This window comes from Bradyrhizobium sp. 956_D2_N1_4 (assembly GCF_052076025.1).
GTDB lineage: Bacteria > Pseudomonadota > Alphaproteobacteria > Rhizobiales > Xanthobacteraceae > Bradyrhizobium > Bradyrhizobium barranii.
The window spans coordinates 6,700,080-6,720,489 of the sequence record NZ_CP197237.1 but is presented as its reverse complement, the minus strand read 5'-3'; the positions used below and the strand labels follow the sequence as shown (position 1 = coordinate 6,720,489).

The 20,410-nt window shown below is 64.6% G+C and carries 17 protein-coding genes; 10 read left to right on the top strand and 7 right to left on the bottom strand.

Going from position 1 to position 20,410, the window contains the following annotated elements; translation table 11 throughout:
• Window positions 1-11: 11 nt before the first annotated feature.
• Entirely contained in the window at window positions 12-1,025 is a 1,014-nt protein-coding gene (locus tag AB7535_RS31805) for an LLM class flavin-dependent oxidoreductase (protein ID WP_231143892.1), read from the top strand.
• Window positions 1,026-1,147: 122 nt separating this feature from the next.
• On the opposite strand, the gene AB7535_RS31800 is transcribed toward AB7535_RS31805, so the two are convergent.
• Together AB7535_RS31800 and AB7535_RS31795 are read right to left on the bottom strand one after the other, a co-directional pair.
• A complete protein-coding gene (locus tag AB7535_RS31800; RefSeq protein ID WP_038933521.1) occupies window positions 1,148-2,008 on the bottom strand; it encodes a prephenate dehydratase in 861 nt (286 codons plus the stop codon).
• A gap of 21 nt (window positions 2,009-2,029) precedes the next feature.
• Window positions 2,030-2,770: a 3-deoxy-manno-octulosonate cytidylyltransferase gene (locus AB7535_RS31795; protein ID WP_014498245.1), complete on the bottom strand. Its 741-nt coding sequence runs from the start codon at window positions 2,768-2,770 to the stop codon at window positions 2,030-2,032.
• Between the two features lie 219 nt (window positions 2,771-2,989).
• On the opposite strand from AB7535_RS31795, the gene AB7535_RS31790 reads away from it, so the two are divergent.
• From AB7535_RS31790 to AB7535_RS31765, 6 genes are all read left to right on the top strand, one after another.
• Window positions 2,990-3,544, top strand: coding sequence for a c-type cytochrome (locus AB7535_RS31790; RefSeq protein ID WP_071916710.1), 555 nt, complete (start codon window positions 2,990-2,992; stop codon window positions 3,542-3,544).
• A 212-nt stretch (window positions 3,545-3,756) separates the two neighbouring features.
• Window positions 3,757-5,658, top strand: coding sequence for an extracellular solute-binding protein (locus tag AB7535_RS31785; RefSeq protein WP_231143893.1), 1,902 nt, complete (start codon window positions 3,757-3,759; stop codon window positions 5,656-5,658).
• Window positions 5,659-5,672: 14 nt separating this feature from the next.
• Window positions 5,673-7,541, top strand: a complete 1,869-nt coding sequence (locus tag AB7535_RS31780; RefSeq protein ID WP_439037450.1) for an extracellular solute-binding protein — start codon at window positions 5,673-5,675, stop codon at window positions 7,539-7,541.
• A 2-nt stretch (window positions 7,542-7,543) separates the two neighbouring features.
• On the top strand, window positions 7,544-8,653 hold the full coding sequence (locus AB7535_RS31775; protein WP_028148358.1) for a microcin C ABC transporter permease YejB: 1,110 nt from the start codon (window positions 7,544-7,546) through the stop codon (window positions 8,651-8,653).
• Entirely contained in the window at window positions 8,653-9,831 is a 1,179-nt protein-coding gene (locus tag AB7535_RS31770) for an ABC transporter permease (protein ID WP_063980960.1), read from the top strand. The genes AB7535_RS31775 and AB7535_RS31770 overlap by 1 nt, the downstream gene beginning before the upstream one ends.
• A gap of 7 nt (window positions 9,832-9,838) precedes the next feature.
• The gene (locus AB7535_RS31765; RefSeq protein WP_231143895.1) at window positions 9,839-11,476 is read left to right on the top strand and encodes an ABC transporter ATP-binding protein; all 1,638 of its coding nucleotides are present in this window, start codon (window positions 9,839-9,841) and stop codon (window positions 11,474-11,476) included.
• Window positions 11,477-11,576: 100 nt separating this feature from the next.
• Here AB7535_RS31765 and AB7535_RS31760 read toward each other — a convergent pair whose 3' ends face one another.
• Complete coding sequence (locus AB7535_RS31760) at window positions 11,577-12,431, bottom strand: C40 family peptidase (protein WP_231143896.1); 855 nt, start codon at window positions 12,429-12,431, stop codon at window positions 11,577-11,579.
• On the bottom strand, window positions 12,424-13,797 hold the full coding sequence (locus AB7535_RS31755) for a leucyl aminopeptidase family protein (RefSeq protein WP_231143897.1): 1,374 nt from the start codon (window positions 13,795-13,797) through the stop codon (window positions 12,424-12,426). Before AB7535_RS31755 ends, AB7535_RS31760 begins: the two co-directional genes overlap by 8 nt.
• A 220-nt stretch (window positions 13,798-14,017) precedes the next feature.
• Here AB7535_RS31755 and AB7535_RS31750 point away from each other — a divergent pair, with 220 nt between their 5' ends.
• The 3 genes from AB7535_RS31750 to AB7535_RS31740 all read left to right on the top strand — a co-directional run bounded on the left by AB7535_RS31750 (window position 14,018) and on the right by AB7535_RS31740 (window position 16,888).
• Window positions 14,018-14,221, top strand: a complete 204-nt coding sequence (locus AB7535_RS31750; RefSeq protein ID WP_063980964.1) for a hypothetical protein — start codon at window positions 14,018-14,020, stop codon at window positions 14,219-14,221.
• Window positions 14,222-14,478: 257 nt separating this feature from the next.
• Window positions 14,479-15,981, top strand: coding sequence for a metallophosphoesterase family protein (locus tag AB7535_RS31745; RefSeq protein ID WP_231143898.1), 1,503 nt, complete (start codon window positions 14,479-14,481; stop codon window positions 15,979-15,981).
• Window positions 15,982-16,075: 94 nt separating this feature from the next.
• The gene (locus AB7535_RS31740) at window positions 16,076-16,888 is read left to right on the top strand and encodes a tetratricopeptide repeat protein (RefSeq protein WP_231143899.1); all 813 of its coding nucleotides are present in this window, start codon (window positions 16,076-16,078) and stop codon (window positions 16,886-16,888) included.
• A 62-nt stretch (window positions 16,889-16,950) separates the two neighbouring features.
• Here the strand turns inward: AB7535_RS31740 and AB7535_RS31735 are convergent, their stop codons facing one another.
• Genes AB7535_RS31735 through AB7535_RS31725 form a run of 3 tightly spaced genes read right to left on the bottom strand, consistent with a single transcriptional unit; the run spans window position 16,951 to window position 20,392 of the window.
• Window positions 16,951-17,925 (bottom strand): type II secretion system F family protein, encoded by a 975-nt coding sequence (locus AB7535_RS31735; protein ID WP_063980966.1) that lies wholly within the window; start codon window positions 17,923-17,925, stop codon window positions 16,951-16,953.
• Between the two features lie 9 nt (window positions 17,926-17,934).
• Window positions 17,935-18,912, bottom strand: coding sequence for a type II secretion system F family protein (locus AB7535_RS31730; protein ID WP_063980967.1), 978 nt, complete (start codon window positions 18,910-18,912; stop codon window positions 17,935-17,937).
• A gap of 16 nt (window positions 18,913-18,928) precedes the next feature.
• Window positions 18,929-20,392: a CpaF family protein gene (locus AB7535_RS31725; RefSeq protein WP_231143900.1), complete on the bottom strand. Its 1,464-nt coding sequence runs from the start codon at window positions 20,390-20,392 to the stop codon at window positions 18,929-18,931.
• Window positions 20,393-20,410: the final 18 nt, after the last annotated feature.

Below are 20,410 nucleotides of genomic sequence, written 5' to 3'. Positions count from 1 at the left end.
CTTAGCGCGCCATGATCCCGCTCTCAGTCCTCGACCTCTCCGTCGTCACCACAGGTACAAAACCCGCCGCGGCGCTGCGCAACAGCATCGATCTGGCGCGCCATGTCGATGGGCTTGGCTATGTCCGCTACTGGCTCGCCGAGCATCACAACCTCGCCTCGGTGGCGAGCCCGGCGCCCGACGTGATGATCGGGCAGATCGCGGCGGTGACGAGGCACATCCGCGTCGGCTCCGGCGGGGTGATGCTGCCCAACCACGCCCCGCTCGTGGTGGCCGAGCGCTTCAAGATGCTGGAGGCGCTGTTTCCCGGCCGCATCGATCTCGGTCTCGGCCGCGCCCCCGGCACCGACGGCGCCACCGCCTACGCCCTGCGCAGCCGTCTCGACCGCCGCGAGGGCGACGACTTCCTGGAGCGGCTGCACGAACTGATTCTGTGGGAGACCCGCGAATTTCCCGCAGGGCATCCCTACCACAACGTGGTCGCGATGCCCGACGACACCAAGCTGCCGCCGATCTGGCTGCTCGGCTCCAGCGATTATTCCTCGGAGCTCGCCGCGCAAGTCGGCATGGGTTTCGCCTTCGCCCATCATTTCGCATCCCATGACGCGATCGATGCGATGGTGCATTACCGCAACCGTTTCCAGCCCTCGGCCTGGAGTGCGAGTCCGCGCGCGATCCTCGCCGTCGCCGTCATCACGGCCGACACGGATGAGGAGGCCGAAAAGCTCGCCACCTCGTTCGATCTCAACCGCCTGCGCCGCGACCGCGGGCAATATCTGCCGCTGCCGAGTGTCGAGGAGGCGCTGGCCTATCCCTATACGGACGCCGAGCGCATTTCGATCTCGCGCAACCGTTCGCGCCTCTTCGTCGGCAATCCGGCGACGGTGCAGAAGAAACTGCAGCCGTTGATCGATGCGAGCAAACCGGACGAGTTGATGGTGATTACGGCCGTATACGATCACGACGCGCGTAAGAAGTCGTATTCGCTGCTGGCCGAGGCGTTCGGGCTGAAAGCGGCCGCGTAAAGCTCTCGTGCCCCGGACGCGGCGCAGCGCGAAGCGGTGCGCTGCAGAGCCGGGGCCCATCGCGCTCCGGGTATCGCCGCCCTTGTGTCCCGGCTCGCGCTTCGCGCGTCCGGGACACGCAATCAATCCTGCTGCGTCTCGCTGAACGTCGCGCGGAACGGGTGCCCCGGATACACGCCGACGATGCGGAATTCGCGCGAGAAGAATTTCAGCTCCTCGATCGCGAAGGCGAGCCCCTTGTCATCAGGATGGCCGTCGACGTCGGCATAAAACTGCGTGGCGAAGAAATTGCCGTCGACCATGTAGCTTTCGAGCTTGGTCATGTTGACGCCGTTGGTGGCGAAGCCACCGAGCGCCTTGTAGAGCGCGGCGGGCAAGTTGCGCACGCGAAATACAAAAGTCGTGACCAGCGGCCCCGAGCCCTGCGCCGCCCATTTCGGCTCGCGCGCCAGCACCACGAAGCGCGTGGTGTTGTGCGCCTCGTCCTCGATGTCCTCGGCCAGGATGTCGAGGCCGTAGATCTTTGCCGCAAGCCGCGAGGCGATCGCGGCGACGGCCTTGTCGTTGCGCTCGGAGATGTCGCGGGCGCTGCCGGCGGTGTCGGCGTGCACGATCGGCTTGATGCCGAGCTTGCGGATGATGCGCCGGCACTGGCCGAGCGCATGCACGTGGCTCTCGACGCTCTTGATGTCCTCGAGCTTCGTCCCCTTCACCGCCATCAGCTGATGGCGGACCGGCAGAAACCATTCGCCGATGATGAAAAGGCCGGAGGCCGGCAGCAGATGATGGATATCGGCGACGCGGCCCGCGACCGAATTCTCGATCGGGATCATGCCGAGATCGGCCTCGCCCGACGAGATCGCCGACAGCGCGTCCTCGAAGGTGGCGCAGGGCATCGGCTCGGCGTCGGGATAGGCCTCGACGATGGCGATGTGGGAGTTGGCCCCAGGCTCGCCCTGGAATGCGATTTTCAGCTTGCTCATGATCGGCCTTGTAACAGCGGCTCAGGATTTGGAAAGGATGCTGCGGGCGGTCTCCAGGTCCGCCGGCGTGTCGACCCCGCGGGGCACGGTGTCGACGATGGTGAAGTCGATCCGCATCCCGGCCTCCAGCGCCCGGAGCTGCTCGAGCTTCTCCTGCAATTCCAGCGGGGACGGCGGCAGCGAGACGTAGCGCTCCAGCGCGGCGCGGCGATAGGCGTAGAGGCCGATATGGTGGTAGCGCGGTCCGTCGCCGGTCGGCGCAGTCGCGCGAGTGAAATAAAGTGCGCGCATGCGTTTCCCGCCCAGCGAGGTTCCGATCGCCTTTACGACGCTCGGCGCGAGGTCCTCCTCCTCGGTATGGATCTGCGAGGCCAGCGTCGCGATGTCCACGGCCGGATCTTGCAGCGGCGGCAGCACCTCGCGGATGTTGTCGATCGTGATGGTCGGGAAATCGCCCTGGAGATTGACCACGATCTCGGCCTTGCCTGAGGGATCGAGCTTCTGCATCGCCTCGTGGATGCGGTCCGAGCCAGAGGGGTGCTCCGGGCGGGTCATCACGGCTTCGCCGCCATGGGCGGTGACCACGGAGGCGATCTCGTCCGTATCGGTTGCGACCGCGACCCGGCCGATGCCGGCGGCCTCTGCCCGCCGCATCACATGCACGATCATCGGCAGGCCCGCGATGTCGGCGAGCGGCTTGCCGGGCAGGCGGGTGGCGGCCATGCGGGCCGGGATCAGCACCAGGATGCGGGGATCGATCATCGGGTCAAGGGCCTGGAAACGAGAGGTTTTCCGCGTCGAGAAATGGGGTGGGGACGGGCTGAAAGCCGGGTCGCTTATACGGGTTGCCAGACCCCGGGCAAACCGATATCTCAATGGCAAAACTCGGGGAAACAATAAGGACCGTTTGATTCTCCCGAGGCTCGTCCTGGCGGCCGCTCGGCCGCTATTTCCTTACTGTGGTGTGGGGCCTGGCCGGAAATGGACTCTTTCGAACTGAACAAGATCCTCGGTGCCGTGCTTGGCACCTGTCTCATTCTGCTTGTGACGAGCTTTGCCGCCCAGGCGCTGTTCACACCGAAGCCGCTGGCGAAGCCTGGTTTCGAGATCGCCGTGAAGGAAGATGCTGGCCACGGCAAGGAAGGTGGCGCCGCTGCTGCGCCCTCCGAGCCGATCGAAAAGCTGCTCCAGACCGCTTCCGTCGAAAAGGGCGCTTCGGCTGCCAAGAAGTGCGGCGCCTGCCACACCTTCGAGAAGGGCGGCCCGAATCGCGTCGGTCCGAACCTCTATGGCGTCGTCGGCGAAGCCAGGGGCGAGGGCCGCAACGGCTTCAACTTCTCGGCCGCCATGAAGGCCAAGGGCGGCACCTGGTCGTTCGACGACCTCAACAAGTTCATTGCCAATCCGAAGGGCTTCATCCCGGGCACCGCGATGGGCTTCGCCGGCATCCCGAAGGACTCCGAGCGCGCCGACGTCATCGCCTATCTGAATTCGCTGTCAGAGCATCCTCAGCCGATCCCGACGGCGTCGAAGTAAGGCTGTCAAAAACCGATTTTGAATGTGCGGCCAGGCTGAAAAGCCTGGCCGTTCGCTTATCCGGGCCTCGCGGTGAGTTTATCGGGGCGTTTGGCCGCATCCGACAGGCCGCCGGGGCTTCCAACATGAGGAAAAAGCAACATATTCCGTCGAAACCTCGCCTATATTGAGCACTTAAAGGGGTAACCTCCTTCAAGACCAGGAATGTTGATTTGGCCATTACCCGACGCGATCTCCTGCTCACCGGCACTGCCGCCGTAGCGCTCCCCGCCCTCGGTTCCGTAGGGGGCCTTCCCGTCATCAGCACGGCCGCGGCGCAATCCGCCAGTGAGGCGCCCTGGCGGCACGCGCTGTCGCTGTTCGGACAGGTCAAATATCCCGCCGACTTCAAGCGCTTCGATTACGTCAATCCGGAAGCGCCCAAAGGCGGTGTCGCGCGCCAGATCGCCGTCGGCACTTTCGATAATTTCAATATCGTAGTGGCGGGAGTGAAGGGACAGGTCGCCGGTGCCGTCGCGTTCATCTACGAATCCCTCACGACGCCCTCGCTCGACGAAGTCTCGACCGAATACGGCGCGCTGGCCGAGGCCGTCAGCCACCCGGCCGACTTTTCCTTCGTCACCTATCGTTTGCGGCCGCAGGCCAAATGGCATGACGGCAAGCCGGTCACTGCGGACGACGTGATCTTCTCGCTGGATGCCTTCAAGAAGCATCACCCGATGTACTCGGCCTATTACAGCCATGTGGTGAAGGCCGAGAAGGTCGGTGAGCGCGAGGTGAAGTTCGTGTTCGACGCACCGGGCAACCGCGAGCTGCCGCAGATCGTCGGGCAGCTCACGGTTTTGCCGAAGCATTGGTGGGAGGGGACCGACGCGCAGGGCCGCAAGCGCGATGTCTCCGCGACCACGCTCGAAATACCGCTCGGTTCCGGCCCCTACAAGGTCAAGGAATTCGTGGCGGGACGGTCGATCGCGCTGGAGCGCGTCAAGGATTATTGGGGGCGCGATTTCGCCACCAATGTGGGCCGCAACAATTTCGACGAGATGCGCTACGAGTATTTCCGCGATGCCACCGTGGCGATCGAGGCTTTCAAGGCCGATCAGGTGGACTGGCGCACCGAGAACAGTGCGAAGAACTGGGCGACAGCCTACGACTTCCCGGCCGTGACCGAAAAGCGGGTGATCCTCGAGGAATTCGCCAATCGCAGCTCGGGTGTGATGCAGGCTTTCGTGCCGAACCTGCGCCGCGCCAAATTCAAAGATCCTCGTGTCCGTCGCGCGCTCAACTATGCGTTCGACTTCGAGGAGATGAACAAGCAGATCTTCTACGGTCAGTACAAGCGCGTCAGCAGCTATTTCGATGGTATCGACGAGCTCATGGCGACCGGGTTGCCGCAGGGGAAAGAGCTCGAGATCCTCGAGACCGTCCGCGCCGAGGTCCCGCCGGAAGTGTTCACGACGGCCTACACCAATCCGGTCGGCGGCAGTCCGGAAGCCGTGCGCGACAATCTTCGCGAGGCGCTGCGCCTGTTCAAGGAGGCCGGCTACGAGGTGCGCGACCGCAAGCTGGTCGACGTCAAGACCGGTGCGCAGTTCACCCTGGAGCTGCTGAATCAGGATCCGAGCTTCGAGCGGGTCACGCTGTTCTACAAGCCGTCGCTGGAACGACTCGGCATCGCGGTCAGCGTGCGCACGGTCGACCCGACTCAATACGAGAACAGGACGCGGGACTGGGATTTCGACGTCGTCACCAACTCATGGGGCGAGTCGCAGTCGCCCGGCAACGAGCAGCGCGAGTTCTGGTCGTCCAAGACGGCCGACATCGCGGGTTCGCGCAATATTGCCGGCATCAAGAATCCGGCGGTCGACAAGCTGATCGAGCGGCTGATCTACGCCACGGGTCGCGACGATCTCGTCGCGGCAACCAAAGCGCTCGACCGCGTGCTGCTGTGGAATAACTACGTCGTTCCGCAATGGACCTATTCGAAGATCCGCACCGCGCGCTGGGATCGCTTCGGCCGACCGGCGGAATTGCCCAAATACGGTCAGTCCGGCTTCCCGTTCATCTGGTGGTACGACGCAGACAAGGCGGCACGGATCGCAAAGAAGTCGTGAAGGATACTCTCTGCATGGCGCAGCTTTCACGCCGGCACGTGCTGGCCCTGGGTGCCGGCGCCTTGAGCGCGCCGCTGTTGCGCGGTGCGCGGGCGTCGGAGGCGGTTGCCGAGACCCACGGCATGTCGGCCTTCGGCGATCTCAAATATGCCGCCGATTTCCACCATTTCGGCTACGTCAATGTCGACGCGCCGAAGGGCGGCGCGTTCTCGCTCATTCCTTCGGTGCGGGCCTACAACCAGTCCTACTTCACGTTCTCTTCGCTCAACGCTTACATCCTGAAGGGCGAAGGTGCGCAGGGTATGGACATGACCTTCGCGCCGTTGATGGCGCGGGCCAATGACGAGCCCGACGCGATGTACGGGCTTGCGGCGAAATCGGTGCGAATCTCGCCGGACAAGCTGACCTACACCTTCACGATACGGCCCGAGGCCCGCTTCCACGACGGCTCCAGGCTCACCGCGCATGACGTCGCCTTCTCGCTCAACACGCTGAAGGAGAAGGGCCATCCGCTGATCGTCGTGCAGCTCCGCGATTTCGTGAAGGCCGAGGCGCTGGACGACGCCACCGTGGCCGTCACCTTCGCGCCGAACCGCGCGCGCGACGTGCCGCTCTATGTCGCAAGCCTGCCGATCTTCTCGAAGGCCTATTATGCCACGCGCGCCTTCGATGAATCGACGCTCGATACGCCGCTGGGCTCCGGCCCGTACAAGGTCGGCAGGTTCGAGGTGAACCGCTATGTCGAATATGAGCGCGTCAAGGACTGGTGGGGCGCCGACCTGCCGGTCTGCCGCGGCAGCTACAATTTCGACACGGTGCGCTACGAATTCTACCGCGACCGCGACGTTGCCTTCGAAGGCTTCACCGGCAAGAACTATCTGTTCCGCGAGGAGCTCACCTCGCGCATCTGGGCCACACGCTATGATTTCCCGGCGATCAAGGACGGCCGGGTCAAGCGCGAGCAGCTGCCGGACGAGACCCCGTCGGGTGCGCAGGGCTGGTTCATCAACATCCGCCGCGACAAGTTCAGGGATCCGCGCGTGCGGGAGGCGCTGACCTACGCCTTCGACTTCGAATGGACCAACAAGTCGATCATGTACGGCGCCTATGCGCGCACGCACTCGCCATTCCAGAACTCCGACATGATGGTATCAGGCCCGCCTTCGCCCGAAGAGCTCGCGCTGCTCGAGCCCTTCCGCGGCAAGGTGCCTGACGAAGTGTTCGGCCAGCCTTTCGTGCCGCCGGTGTCGGACGGATCGGGACAGGACCGCAGCCTGCTGCGCAAGGCGGGCGAGCTGCTCAACGAGGCGGGCTACGCCGTCAAGGATCGCAAGCGGGTGCTGCCCAATGGCGAGCCTTTCACGATCGAGTTCCTGAACGACGAGCAGTCGATCCAGCCCCATCACGGGCCGTACCTGAAGAACCTCGCAACGCTCGGCATCGACGCCACGTTTCGCCTGGTCGATGCCGTGCAGTACCGCGCGCGGCTCGAGGATTTCGATTTCGACATGACGATCCAACGCTTCTCGATGTCGGCGACGCCCGGCGACGCCATGCGGGCGTTCTTCTCCTCCCAGGCGGCCAAGACCAAAGGCTCCTACAATCTCGCCGGCATCTCCGATCCGATCATCGACGCGCTGATCGAGAAGATCATTGCCGCCCAGACCAGGGCGGAGCTGACCACGGCCTGCCGCGCCTTCGATCGCGTGTTCCGGGCCGGGCGCTACTGGGTGCCTCAGTGGTACGCAAACTTTCATCGCGTGGCCTATTGGGACCAGTTCAGCCATCCCGACAAGCCGGCGAAATATGCGCAAGGCGTCGGTGCGCCGGAGAACTGGTGGTTCGATGCCGCCAAAGCAGCCAAGCTCGAGCAGGCGAAATAATCATGAGCGCCTATATCGCCCGCCGCATCCTCCTGATGATCCCGACCCTGCTCGGGATCCTCTTCGTCTCCTTCGTCGTCGTGCAATTCGCGCCGGGCGGTCCAGTCGAGCGCGTCATCGCGCAGCTCTCGGGCGCCGACACCGGCGGCAGCTCGCGCATCTCGGGCGGCGGTGATTTCGCTCAGCGCGCGCCCGGTCAGCTGGGCGCTGGTGGCGATGCCATCAATTCGAAATATCGCGGCGCGCAGGGCCTGGACCCTGATTTCATCAAGAAGCTGGAGAAGCAATTCGGCTTCGACAAGCCGGCCCCCGAACGCTTCGCGCTGATGGTGTGGAATTTCGCCCGCTTCGATTTCGGCAACAGCTATTTTCGCGATGTCAGCGTGCTCCAGCTGATCAAGGAAAAGCTGCCGGTCTCGATCTCGCTTGGCATCTGGCTGACGCTGCTAACCTACCTGATCTCGATTCCGCTCGGCATCCGGAAGGCAGTCAAGGACGGAACGCGCTTCGATACCTGGACGTCGAGCGTGCTCGTGCTCGGCTACGCGATTCCCGGCTTCCTGTTCGCGATCCTCCTGATCATCCTGTTCGCCGGGGGCTCGTTCTTCAACTGGTTCCCATTGCGCGGACTGACGTCAGACGGCTGGTCGCAATTTCCCTGGTACTGGAAGATCATCGATTACTTCTGGCATTTGACGCTGCCGCTGATCGCCATGGGGCTCGGCGCGTTCACCACCATGACGTTCCTGACCAAGAACTCGTTTCTGGACGAGATCCGCAAGCAATACGTGATGACTGCGCGCGCAAAGGGCTGCAGCGAGAATCGGGTGCTCTATGGCCACGTCTTCCGCAACGCGATGCTCATCGTGATCGCGGGCTTTCCCAGCACCTTCATTCACGCTTTCTTCTCGGGCTCGCTTCTGATCGAGACCATCTTCTCACTGGATGGGCTCGGACTGCTCAGTTTCGAGAGCGTTCTCAACCGCGACTATCCCGTGGTGTTCGGCACGCTCTTCATCTTTTCGCTCGTCGGCCTCGTGATCAACCTCATCTCTGACCTGACCTACATGTGGATCGATCCGCGGATCGATTTCGAGGCACGGGAGGTCTGATGACACTGACCGCCCCGACCCCGATCGAAACCACCGCAAAGTCGCCGCTCGGCGATGCCGTGCCGATCACGCGCAAGCCATTCGTGCCATCGCCGCTCAACCGGCGGCGCTGGCAGAATTTTAGGGCGAACCGGCGCGGTTACTGGTCGTTCTGGATCTTCATGATCCTGTTCGTGGTGTCGCTGTTTGCCGAGCTGATCGCCAATGACCGGCCGTTCCTGATCAAGTACGACGGCCATCTCTACTGGCCGGCCTTCGTCACCTATTCCGAGACGACCTTCGGTGGCGACTTCGAGACGGCGGCCGACTACCGCGATCCCTATTTGCAGAAGCTGATCAAGGACAAGGGCGGCAGCATCGTCTGGCCGCTGATCCGCTATTCCTACGACACCCACAATCTCGACCTGCCGACGCCGGCGCCGTCGCCGCCGACCTGGATGTTGACCGAGGCGCAGTGCAAGCCTGTCGTCGAGAAGAAGGGCCTCAAGAGCTGCCGCGACCTTGAATACAACTGGCTCGGCACCGACGATCAGGGCCGCGACGTGGTTGCGCGCCTGATCTACGGGTTCCGCATCTCGGTGCTGTTCGGCCTGTGCCTGACCATTGTCTCCTCCGTCGTCGGCATCGCCGCCGGCGCGGTGCAGGGCTATTTCGGCGGCTGGGTCGATCTGTTGTTCCAGCGTTTCATCGAGATATGGACTGCGATCCCTTCGCTCTACCTCTTGCTGATCCTCTCGTCGGTGCTCGTGCCCGGCTTCTTCGTGCTGCTCGGCATTCTGCTCCTGTTTTCCTGGGTGTCGCTGGTCGGGCTCGTGCGCGCGGAATTCCTGCGCGGGCGCAATTTCGAGTACATCCAGGCCGCGCGTGCCCTCGGGGTGTCGAACGCCGTGATCATGTTCAAGCATTTGCTGCCGAACGCGATGGTCGCGACGATGACGTTCCTTCCGTTCATCGTCTCCTCGTCGGTCATGACGCTCACGGCCCTCGATTTCCTTGGCTTCGGGCTGCCGCCCGGCTCGCCGTCGCTCGGCGAACTGCTGTCGCAGGGCAAGTCCAACGTGCAGGCGCCCTGGCTCGGTTTCTCCGGCTTCTTCTCGGTCGCGATCATGCTGTCGCTCCTGATCTTCATCGGCGAAGCCGTGCGCGACGCCTTCGATCCGCGCAAGACGTTCAAGTGAGGGCGTGATGGACGCGATCAACCAGCCCCTCCTTGCTGTCCGCGACCTCTCGGTGGCCTTCCACCAGGGCGGCGCCACGACGCTCGCGGTCGACAAGGTCTCGTTCCAGATCAAGCGCGGCGAATGCGTCGCGCTGGTCGGCGAGTCCGGTTCCGGCAAGTCTGTCAGCGCGCTCTCGATCCTGAAGCTCCTGCCTTATCCGAATGCCTCGCATCCCTCGGGCAGCATCCGCTTCAAGGGGCGCGAGCTGATCGACCAGTCTGAGCAGCAGATGCGAGAGATTCGCGGCAGCGATATCTCCATCATCTTCCAGGAGCCGATGACCTCGCTCAATCCGCTGCACACGATCGAGGCGCAGATCGGCGAGATCATCCAGCTCCACAATCCGACCAGCAATGCCGAGGCGCGCAAGCGGACGCTGGAACTGCTGACGCAAGTCGGCATCCCCGAGCCCGAAACGCGGCTCAACAGCTATCCGCACCAGCTCTCCGGTGGCCAGCGTCAGCGCGTCATGATCGCGATGGCGCTCGCCAACGAGCCGGACCTCTTGATCGCGGACGAGCCGACCACGGCGCTCGACGTCACCGTGCAGGCGCAGATCCTGACGCTGCTCGCCGAGATCCGCTCCCGGCTCGGCATGAGCCTGCTCTTCATCACCCACGATCTCGGCATCGTGCGCCGCATCGCCGACCATGTCTGTGTCATGAAGGGCGGTGAGATCGTCGAGCAGGGGCCGGTCGAGCAGGTCTTCAGGACCCCGAACCATCCCTATACGCGCGACCTGCTCGCGGCGGAGCCGAAGCCCGATCCGGCGCCGCCGCAGCCGAATGCACCGGTGGTGATGTCCGCCGATGATTTGAAGGTCTGGTTTCCGATCAAGCGCGGCCTGATGCGCAAGACGGTCGGCCATATCAAGGCGGTCGACGGCGTCAGCATTGCCGTGCGCAAGGGCGAGACGCTCGGCGTCGTCGGCGAATCCGGCTCGGGCAAGACCACGCTCGGGCTCGCCCTGATGCGGCTGATTTCCTCGAACGGACGCATCGTGTTCCTCGGCAAGGATATCCAGGGCCTGCGTTTCAAGGAGATGCGCCCGTTCCGGCGCGATATGCAGATCGTGTTCCAGGATCCGTTCGGCTCGCTCAGTCCGCGCATGTCGGTCGCCGACATCATCGCCGAGGGGCTCACCGTGCACCAGCCAAAGCTGTCGCGCGAGGAGCGTGAGGAGCGCGTCGTCAAGGCGCTCGAGGACGTCGGGCTGAAGGCGGACACCCGCTATCGCTATCCGCATGAGTTCTCCGGCGGCCAGCGCCAGCGCATCAGCATCGCGCGGGCGGTGGTGCTGGAGCCGGATTTCGTCGTGCTGGACGAGCCGACCAGCGCACTCGACATGCTGATTCAAGCGCAGATGGTCGACCTCTTGCGGGAGCTCCAGCGCAGGCGCGATCTCACCTATATGTTCATCTCGCACGATTTGCGCGTCGTCGCCTCGCTCGCCAGCCATCTCATCGTGATGCGCGGCGGCAAGGTGGTCGAGGAGGGACAGGCCGCCGAGCTGTTCAAGAACCCGAAGACGGATTACACGCGTGCGCTGTTCGCGGCGGCGTTCCGGCTGGAGACGGCGGGGAACGGGGCGGTGGCGACGTAGTCTTCAGTCGGATGGGTAGAGCGAAGCGAAACCCATCGCATCGCGGCGCGTGGTGAGAATGATGGGTTTCGCTGCGCTCTACCCATCCCACGAAGTCGCCCTAGAGCCGCTTGATCGCGACGATTTCGCTGCCTGCCGCCTTGATCCGCGCGATCGCCGGTTCGGTCGCCTCGATCACAGTTGCCATGTGATGCGCGTTGGCGTGAACTATGGTGCCGCCATCGCGGACGATGGCGACATGGCCCTTCCAGAAGATCAGATCGCCGCGTTGCAGCTTGGTCCGCTCATGCGGCTCCAGCGCGCGGCCGAGCCCTGCCTGCTGCATGTCGCTGTCGCGCGGGCAGCCGATGCCCGCTGCTGTCAGTGAAACCTGCACGAGGCCGGAGCAGTCGATGCCGAGGCTGCTCTTGCCGCCCCAGAGATAGGGCGTGCCGACGAAGCGTTCGGCGACCGCGACGAAGTCCGGCTCGCGGTGATCGAGCGGGGCGAGATGGGCCTTCGGCAGATATTGTCCGTCGCGCGTCACGGCGAAGCTGCCGTCCTCGCGCACCACCGCAATCTTCGAGCCCAGCGCGAGCGTGCCGGCCGGCGGCAGCTTGATCGAGGGACCGGGGAAGGCGAATGTCCGGAGCGCGCTCACCTTGTGGGTCGGCGCGGCGGCCGGCTTCATCAGGGCTGCGTCGGGGAGCCAGCCGACATAACCATCGCCGCCAAGCTGGCTCCAGGCCCAGCCCTCGCCGCTGCGATCGTAGACCGTGACGCGTTCACCGCGTAGCGCCTCCGTCATCAGCATCGCGTTCGACGACGGCTGCTCGCGCACGGGCGCGATCGCCTCGAAGACCTCGAATTCCTCGCCCGTGACGAAGCGGTCGGCTTCCACCTTGCCTTCGAGATATTTCGCGGCGAGGTCGCCGCGCGCCGGTGTCAGCCTTGGATCGTGTCCTGGATCATGCATAGCGCTCGCTCAGCAATGTGTAGATGGCGCGCGCGGCCTGGCATTCGCCGCCTTCGGGCCGCGCCGGCTTGGCCGATGGGGTCCAGCCGTAGATGTCGACATGCAGCCAGCTCTTCGCCTGCTCGACGAACCGTTGCAAGAACAGCGCGCAGGTGATCGAGCCGGCAAAGCCGCCGGACGGTGCGTTGGTGATGGTAGCGGTCTTGGAGTCCAGCCACGCATCGTAAGGCGGCCACAGCGGCATGCGCCACAACGGATCGTTCTCCTTCGCCGCGCACCGCGCAACGTCGGCGGCCAGCGTCTCATCATTGGTGTAAAAGGGCGGTAAATCCGGCCCCAGCGCGACGCGCGCCGCGCCAGTCAGCGTGCCCAAATCGATCAGAAGGTCCGGCTTTTCCTCGTCGGCCAGCGCCAGCGCGTCGGCGAGCACGAGCCGGCCCTCCGCGTCGGTGTTGCCGATCTCAACCGTGATGCCCTTGCGCGAGGTGAAGATGTCGAGCGGCCGGAAGGCGTTGCTGGAGACGGCATTTTCGACCGCCGGAATCAGCACGCGCAGGCGGACCTTGAGCTTCGCATCCATCACCATGCGCGCGAGCGCCAGCACGTTGGCGGCGCCGCCCATGTCCTTCTTCATGATCAGCATGCCGCTCGACGGCTTGAGGTCGAGCCCGCCGGTGTCGAAGCAGACGCCCTTGCCGACCAGCGTCACCTTGGGATGATCAGGATCGCCCCAGCCGATGTCGATCAGCCGCGGCGCGCGATCCGAGGCCATGCCGACGGCGTGGATCAGTGGAAAATTCGTCTTCAGATCCTCGCCGACGGTGCAGGCAAAGCTCGCACCGAATTCCGTGGCGAGCGCTTGCGCGGCCGCAGCGAGCTCTGCCGGGCCCATGTCGTTGGACGGCGTGTTGATGAGGTCGCGCGCCAGCATCGCGGCGTCCGCCACGCGATTGATCTCGGCCGCGTCGACGCCATCGGGCGGTACCAGCCGGACGGCGGGGCGGTCAGCCTTGCGGTAGCGGGCGAAGCGATAGCACCCCAGTGCAAAGGCAAGCGACGCCAGCCGCGCATCGTGGGGGGCATTGGCAAAGCGATAGATGCCTGGCGGCAGCAGGCCGGGCAGGGCGCCCGGCCGGAACAGGTCGCGTGATCTCGCGCCCTCGTCCTCCAGTCCGAACAGCACTTGCGCGATCGCGCCGTCGGGTGCGGGCAACGCGAGATAGCCGCCCGGCTTGGCGGCAAAGGCGCTCGCGGTGGCGAACTGGCGCTGCACCGGCGGCAATTTCTCGGCGACCTGATCCCAGCTCGACTTGGTGACGAAGGTGATCGGGATGGCGGTGGGCGACGTCTCGAAGACAGAAGGCATTGGCGGGTCCGGATCGTCAGATCAAGCAGGTCATGCGAACGGACGAGACTTCGCAGAGTTTCGCCGCGGCTGCAATCGGCTTTGCTGTCACCGTTCAGCGACCCGCTACTCGCCGCAAGGGGCCCATGCTAGGTTCCGGCAACGGCCGCCGGATCGACTGGGAAAAGTGTGCAGGAGATGACCGGCGGCCGAAGACGAGGCCTGCCGGGAGGAAACTGCAATGGAATTTGTGTGGAGCGTGGTCACATTCATCGGCCAGGTCGTCGAGGCGATTTTTGGTTATGTCGAGCATCATCACTGGATCTTCGCATTCCTTGCCGGCGGCTACGTCTTCTATCTCCACGACCGCTCCGTCCACGCGCGGTTCGATGCGCTCGACAAGCGCATCGACGAAATCCGCAAGCGGCTGGCCATCGAATATTGATCGGGTGAGCGAAACCATCGCCGGGCGGATTTCGTATCACAGGCTGAGAACTGCCGTTCACGAGAGCGCGGCCGCGGGGCTTTACTAGCGCCGCGGTTGTGGCATTATTGACGGATATTTTAGATTGTGCCGTGCGGTTCTGCTGGCATCTTGCGCAGCAACGCGGCGGGCCGGCTTGATATCCGGCCAAACCTGTTCGTCGAAAGCATTCTTCTCATCGTTTGGGCGGCGCAGCATTCGCAAATGAGCGGCGCAAAATGGATAGAGCGTTCGTTATTGCGCAGATTTCCGACCTGCATCTGGACGGGTCAGGCCGGCTGCTGGCGACGACCGAGGCGCTCGGTGCCGCAATCCGCGAGGCGATGGCGGACTTCGCGGACGTTCCCGATCGCATTCTGCTGATCACGGGTGATCTCGTGGACGACCCGACGCCGCGCGCGCTGGACGAAGCGCTCGCCGTCATCGCGTCCTTCCGGCAGACCGGACTGTTCACCGACATCCAGGCGGTCGCGGGCAATCACGACGTCAAGCGCCCGAGCCAGCGCGCGGGCCGCCACGACGTCTATGATTATTTGCATCTGCCGCGGAGCTCGAAGAGCGTCTATTACCGCCAGGCTGGGCTCGATCTGGTACTGCTGGACTCCAATCGCGCGAGCCTCTCAACGCTCGCGAGCGGCCATATCGACGAGAGCGCCTACAGCGCGCTTGTCGCGGATTCCGCCCGGCTGAGCGTCGAGCTCGCGGGCAGCATGGGATCCGTGGGGCGCGCCGACTATGCCGAGCCGGCGGAAAATCTGGTGCGCGTGCTGGCGTTGCATCATCATCCGCTGCCGCAGGCGACCGGCGAAGGAAAGCGGTTTCTCGGCGTGCCCGACGAACCGCTGATGTATCTCGCAGCGCCCGCAACGTTCCTCGAAGCGGCGACCTCGCTCAACGTCAATCTGGTCCTGCACGGACACCGGCATGTCGAGGGGCTCACCCGCTATTCGATCCCGGATCCGCGTGCCACGCGCAGCGCGAGCGGCGAAGCCTTCTGGCGTACGATCTACGTGCTCTCCTGTCCGTCCTCGACCGGGCAGGCCGGTGATGATGCCGGCTTCAACATCATTCATTTTGGCGCATCGTCCCAGGCCGGTCGCACGGAGCATCAGTTCGCGATCACGCGCTATTCGCGGCCACGCAACGATGGCACCTTCGGGCTGCTCGACTCGAACCTGCCGGACGGCGTCATCAGGTTGCCGGCAGGACGGGATTTTTCCCGTGATCCTGCCGTCCAGTCGGCCATCGAGATCGCCTCATGTGCGATGTTGAAGCGTGATCAAGTTGTCGTACAGGCCCGCCGGCTGCTGATGCGCCGCGCTTTCTATGCCGACGGCGAGGTGGACTGGCCGAGCGCGCTCCACGCCTATCTCGTCACCTCATGGGTCTGGGCCGATATCGGGGGCAAGTTCGCGAGATCGGAGCGTAGAGATGACGCCGAGGCGCTGGCCGCGGTGAAGTTGTTGCTGCGCCGCTTGATCGAGCACTGCGCCGACGTGCTCGGCATTGACGATGTTCAGCTCGACGAGCTGCTTGCGAAGCGGCTGGTCAACCGCGACGACTTCCGGCGCGAATGGCCCGGGATGCCGAGCGCGGGCGTCGATGTTGCTCAGTCGCGGCGGCGGCTGCAATTGCTGCTGCACGACCTGAACGAGCCGGTGAGGGTGCTCGGTCTCGATCTGGCACTCGGTGGCGAGCCGCCGCCGCAGACACCGCCGTGAGGGGCAGCCAGGCTGACGTTAACCCGCCGTTAGGGTTAACAGTCTATTGCTGGCGCGTTCGGCTCGATCAATCGGCTCGTGAGTCAAAAGCGTCATGCGTCAACGGTTCAGTCTTGCCCGGCTTCTCGCGTCCACTTCGCTGGTGGCGGCAGTGGCCATGGGCCTCGGCGGCTGCACGGCCATGTCGAAACTCTCCGACGTCACAGGCTCTGTCGGGCCGCGGACGGAAGCCGCCCCCGCCGATCCCGCGCGCGCCGTCGACGTCTATGGCGAGCGCTACCGTGCCAATCCCAAGGACGCCGACGCGGCGCTCGGCTACGGCCAGGCCTTGCGCGCCAACGGCCAGCGCGCCCAGGCCGCCGCCGTGCTTGAGCAGGCGACCATCGCCAATCCCGGCAACAAGGCGCTGCTCGCGCAGTATGGCCGCGCGCTCGCCGACAACGGCAATTTTCAGCAAGCCTTCGATGTGCTGTCGAAGGCGCACTCGCCCGACAATCCGGACTGGCGCCTGCTCTCGGTGCAGGGCACCGCGCTCGATCAGATGGGCCGCCACGACGAGGCGCGTTCCTATTATGCGAGCGCGCTGAGGATCGCACCGGGCGATCCCGGCGTGCTCTCCAATCTCGGCCTGTCCTACATGTTGTCGAAGGACCTGCCGAAGGCCGAAGAGGCGTTGCGGCAGGCCTACGCCTCGCCGCGTGCCAGTACCCGGGTGCGGCAGAATCTCGGCCTCGTCGTCGGTCTCCAGGGCCGCTTCGCCGAAGCCGAGACGATCGTGAAGGCCGACCTGCCGCCGGACCAGGCCGCGGCCAATGTCGCTTACCTGAAGGAAATGCTGAGCCGCAGCGACGCTCCGCGTGGCGCACCGAAGCGGACGCCGGTCGCTTCGCTCAGCCAGTCTGACTGATCAGAGCCTGATCTCGCAATCCTGAAGCTGCCGGCGGACCGCGCGCGGTCCGCGTCTCGACGTCAGTGCAGCTCGCTGATCTTGATGCCGGTTGGTCCGAGAATGACGACGAACAGCACCGGCAGGAAGAACAGGATCATCGGCACCGTCAACTTCGGCGGCAGCGCGGCGGCCTTCTTCTCGGCCTCGTTCATGCGCATGTCGCGGTTTTCCTGCGCCATGACGCGCAAGGAATGCCCGAGCGGGGTGCCGTAGCGCTCCGCCTGCTGAAGCGCGAGACACACCGACTTGACGCCCTCGAGCCCGGTGCGCCGCGCCAGGTTCTCATAGGCGACCTTGCGATCCTGCAAATAGGACAGCTCGGCCGTGGTCAGCGTGAACTCCTCGGACAGCGCGATCGACTGGCCCACGATTTCGGTAGCGACCTTCCGGAACGCCATTTCGACCGACATGCCGGATTCGATGCAGATCAGGAGCAGGTCGAGCGCATCGGGGAAGGCGCGCTTGATCGATAGCTGGCGCTTGGAGATCGCATTCTTGAGGAACAGCATGGGCGCCTGAAGGCCGAGATAGGCCGCGCCGATGCAGATGCCGATCTTGATCGGCATCGACTGCTGCATATGCGCGATCAGGAACACGTAGATGATCGAGCCGACGAACAGCACGAGCGGAGCCACCATGCGGGCGAAGAGGAAGGTGATGTAGGGCGCCTGGCCGCGATAGCCCGCCATGATCAGCTTGTCGCGCGCGGCTTCCTGCGCGAGCCATTTGGTGAGGTTGAAGTCCTCGACGACCCGGGAGACGACCTGCTTCGGCGTTTGGCGCAGCGAGACCTTCTCGCTCTTGTTGAGGCGCTCGCGCTCGCGCTGGCGGATGCGCTCGCGCTCGCTCGCCACCGCCTTCATGCGCTTGGCGAGGCCTTCGCCGGCGAAAAGCGGCATCACCAGCGTATAGACGGTGGCGCTGGCGGCGATGGCCGCCAGCAGCATTGTCATGAAGCGGACATCATGCAGTTTCGAAACGAGGAATTCGACCATACGGCACCGTCAGAAATCGAAATTGATCATCTTCTTCATCACCATGATGCCGATCGACATCCAGACGACGCAGCCGACCAGCATGAGCTGGCCGGTCGGATGGGTCCAAAGCAGCGAGATGTAGTGCGGAGTCGTGAGATAGACGAGGAACATCACGATCGGCGGCAGCGAACCGATGATGCCGGCCGAGGCCTTGGCCTCCATCGACATCGCCTGGATCTTTTCCTTCATCTTCTTGCGGTCGCGCAGCACCTTGGAGAGGTTGCCGAGCGCTTCGGAGAGGTTGCCGCCGGATTTTTGCTGGATCGAGATGACGATGCCGAAGAAGTTGGCTTCCGGCAGCGGCATGCGCTCGTAGAGACGCGAGCAGGCCTCGCCGAGCGGCATGCCGATCGCCTGGGTCTCGATGATGGCCAGGAACTCGCTGCGCAGCGGCTCAGGCGAGTCGGCAGCGACGACCTTGATCGATTCGAACAGCGGCAGGCCCGCCTTGATGCCGCGAACGATCACGTCGACCGCATCGGGCAGCGCCGCCAGGAATTTGTTTTCGCGTCGCTTCTTCAGGAAGCCCAGCGCCCAGCGCGGCAGGCCGAAGCCGCCGGCAAAGGCAAGGCCGGCGGCGCCAAGCAGGCCGCCGCCAACGAACATGGCGGCCGCGAAAAGCACTCCCGCCACGACGGCGGACACGATCCAGAATTTCTGTGGCGTCCAGTCGAGCCCCGCCTGCGACAGGCGAACACCGAGCGGAACGCTCTTCTCCTGCTGGCGCCGCGCCTCGAGATCCTTGAGCGACGTCTCGACCTGCTCGCGGCGCGACCGCTGGCTCTTTTCGGTCTGCTTGGCCGCGGGCGCATCGGCGCGCGCGATCGAGGCACGGCGGTTTTCCGCCTTCCGTTCTCCGGACAGGAGCGGATAAAGGAACACCCAGGCGATGCCGCCGACGGCGGCAGTGGCGAGGAAGGCGAGGGCAAGGACCTGCATGTTCATGGCTGCGCCGATCTGCTCATGTCTTCGGCGCGACTTCCGCCGCATCGAGCGCAGCGGCAAGGCGCTTCTCGTCGCCGTAATACCGCGCACGCTCCCAGAATTTCGGGCGGCCGATGCCGGTCGAGCGGTGCCGGCCGATGATCTTGCCGTTGGCGTCCTCGCCGACCATGTCGTAGAGGAAGATGTCCTGGGTGATGATGGTGTCGCCTTCCATGCCCATCACCTCGGTGATGTGCGTGATGCGGCGCGAGCCGTCGCGCAGGCGCGCGGCCTGGACGATGACGTCGATCGAAGCGCAGATCATCTCGCGGATGGTGCGCGAGGGCAGTGAGAAGCCGCCCATCGTGATCATGGATTCGCAGCGCGAGAGTGCTTCGCGCGGATTGTTGGCGTGGAGCGTGCCCATCGAGCCGTCGTGGCCGGTGTTCATGGCCTGGAGCAGGTCGAACGCCTCGGGTCCGCGGACTTCGCCGACGATGATGCGTTCGGGGCGCATACGCAGGCAGTTGCGCACCAATTCGCGCATGGTGACCTGGCCTTCGCCCTCGATGTTGGGCGGACGGGTTTCCAGTCGCACCACGTGCGGCTGCTGGAGCTGGAGCTCGGCCGCGTCTTCGCAGGTGATGATGCGCTCGTCGTGCTCGATGTAGTTGGTCAAGCAGTTGAGCAGCGTGGTCTTGCCGGAGCCGGTGCCGCCGGAGATCAGCACGTTGCAGCGGACGCGGCCGATGATCTGGAGGATTTCCGCGCCCTCCGGCGAGATCGCGCCGAACCTGACCAGCTGATCCAGCGTCAGCTTGTCCTTCCTGAATTTTCGAATGGTGAGCGTGGGCCCGTCGATCGACAGCGGCGGCACGATGGCGTTGACGCGGGAGCCGTCGGCGAGGCGCGCGTCGCAGATCGGCGAGGATTCGTCGACGCGCCGGCCGACCTGGCTGACGATGCGCTGGCAGATGTTGAGGAGCTGCTGGTTGTCGCGGAAGCGGATGCCGGTGCGCTGGATCTTGCCGGCGACTTCGATGTAAACGGTGTCGGCGCCGTTGACCATGATGTCGGCAATGTCGTCGCGCGACAGCAGAGGCTCCAGCGGGCCGTAGCCGAGAACGTCGTTGCAGATATCGTCGAGCAGCTCTTCCTGCTCGGCGATCGACATCACGATGTTCTTGATCGCGATGATCTCGTTGACGATGTCGCGGATTTCCTCGCGCGCGGACTCGGAGTCGAGCTTGGCGAGCTGGGCGAGGTCGATGGCCTCGATCAGCGCACCGAAGATCGTCGCCTTGACCTCGTAGTAATTGTCCGAGCGGCGGGATTCCATGGCCGGCGCCGGCCGGGCGGGGGCGAGCGGCGGCGAGGCGACGGCCGGCGGGGGCGGCGCGCGCGACGCCGCGGGCGCCGGAGCCTGGGCAGGCTCTGGCGACACGGCGCCGGGCTTGGGAGCCCGAGTATCGGTGTCTGTTCCGCTACGCTTACCGAACACTTAACAACTCCATGCGGC

What these genes read in the sequence shown, in the direction of transcription:
- AB7535_RS31805 (WP_231143892.1), top strand. Translation starts at nt 12, where the DNA reads ATGATCCCGCTCTCAGTCCTCGACCTCTCCGTCGTCACCACAGGTACA.
- AB7535_RS31800 (WP_038933521.1), bottom strand. Translation starts at nt 2,008, where the DNA reads ATGAGCAAGCTGAAAATCGCATTCCAGGGCGAGCCTGGGGCCAACTCC.
- AB7535_RS31795 (WP_014498245.1), bottom strand. Translation starts at nt 2,770, where the DNA reads ATGATCGATCCCCGCATCCTGGTGCTGATCCCGGCCCGCATGGCCGCC.
- AB7535_RS31790 (WP_071916710.1), top strand. Translation starts at nt 2,990, where the DNA reads ATGGACTCTTTCGAACTGAACAAGATCCTCGGTGCCGTGCTTGGCACC.
- AB7535_RS31780 (WP_439037450.1), top strand. Translation starts at nt 5,673, where the DNA reads ATGGCGCAGCTTTCACGCCGGCACGTGCTGGCCCTGGGTGCCGGCGCC.
- AB7535_RS31775 (WP_028148358.1), top strand. Translation starts at nt 7,544, where the DNA reads ATGAGCGCCTATATCGCCCGCCGCATCCTCCTGATGATCCCGACCCTG.
- AB7535_RS31770 (WP_063980960.1), top strand. Translation starts at nt 8,653, where the DNA reads ATGACACTGACCGCCCCGACCCCGATCGAAACCACCGCAAAGTCGCCG.
- AB7535_RS31765 (WP_231143895.1), top strand. Translation starts at nt 9,839, where the DNA reads ATGGACGCGATCAACCAGCCCCTCCTTGCTGTCCGCGACCTCTCGGTG.
- AB7535_RS31760 (WP_231143896.1), bottom strand. Translation starts at nt 12,431, where the DNA reads ATGCATGATCCAGGACACGATCCAAGGCTGACACCGGCGCGCGGCGAC.
- AB7535_RS31755 (WP_231143897.1), bottom strand. Translation starts at nt 13,797, where the DNA reads ATGCCTTCTGTCTTCGAGACGTCGCCCACCGCCATCCCGATCACCTTC.
- AB7535_RS31750 (WP_063980964.1), top strand. Translation starts at nt 14,018, where the DNA reads ATGGAATTTGTGTGGAGCGTGGTCACATTCATCGGCCAGGTCGTCGAG.
- AB7535_RS31745 (WP_231143898.1), top strand. Translation starts at nt 14,479, where the DNA reads ATGGATAGAGCGTTCGTTATTGCGCAGATTTCCGACCTGCATCTGGAC.
- AB7535_RS31740 (WP_231143899.1), top strand. Translation starts at nt 16,076, where the DNA reads ATGCGTCAACGGTTCAGTCTTGCCCGGCTTCTCGCGTCCACTTCGCTG.
- AB7535_RS31735 (WP_063980966.1), bottom strand. Translation starts at nt 17,925, where the DNA reads ATGGTCGAATTCCTCGTTTCGAAACTGCATGATGTCCGCTTCATGACA.
- AB7535_RS31730 (WP_063980967.1), bottom strand. Translation starts at nt 18,912, where the DNA reads ATGAACATGCAGGTCCTTGCCCTCGCCTTCCTCGCCACTGCCGCCGTC.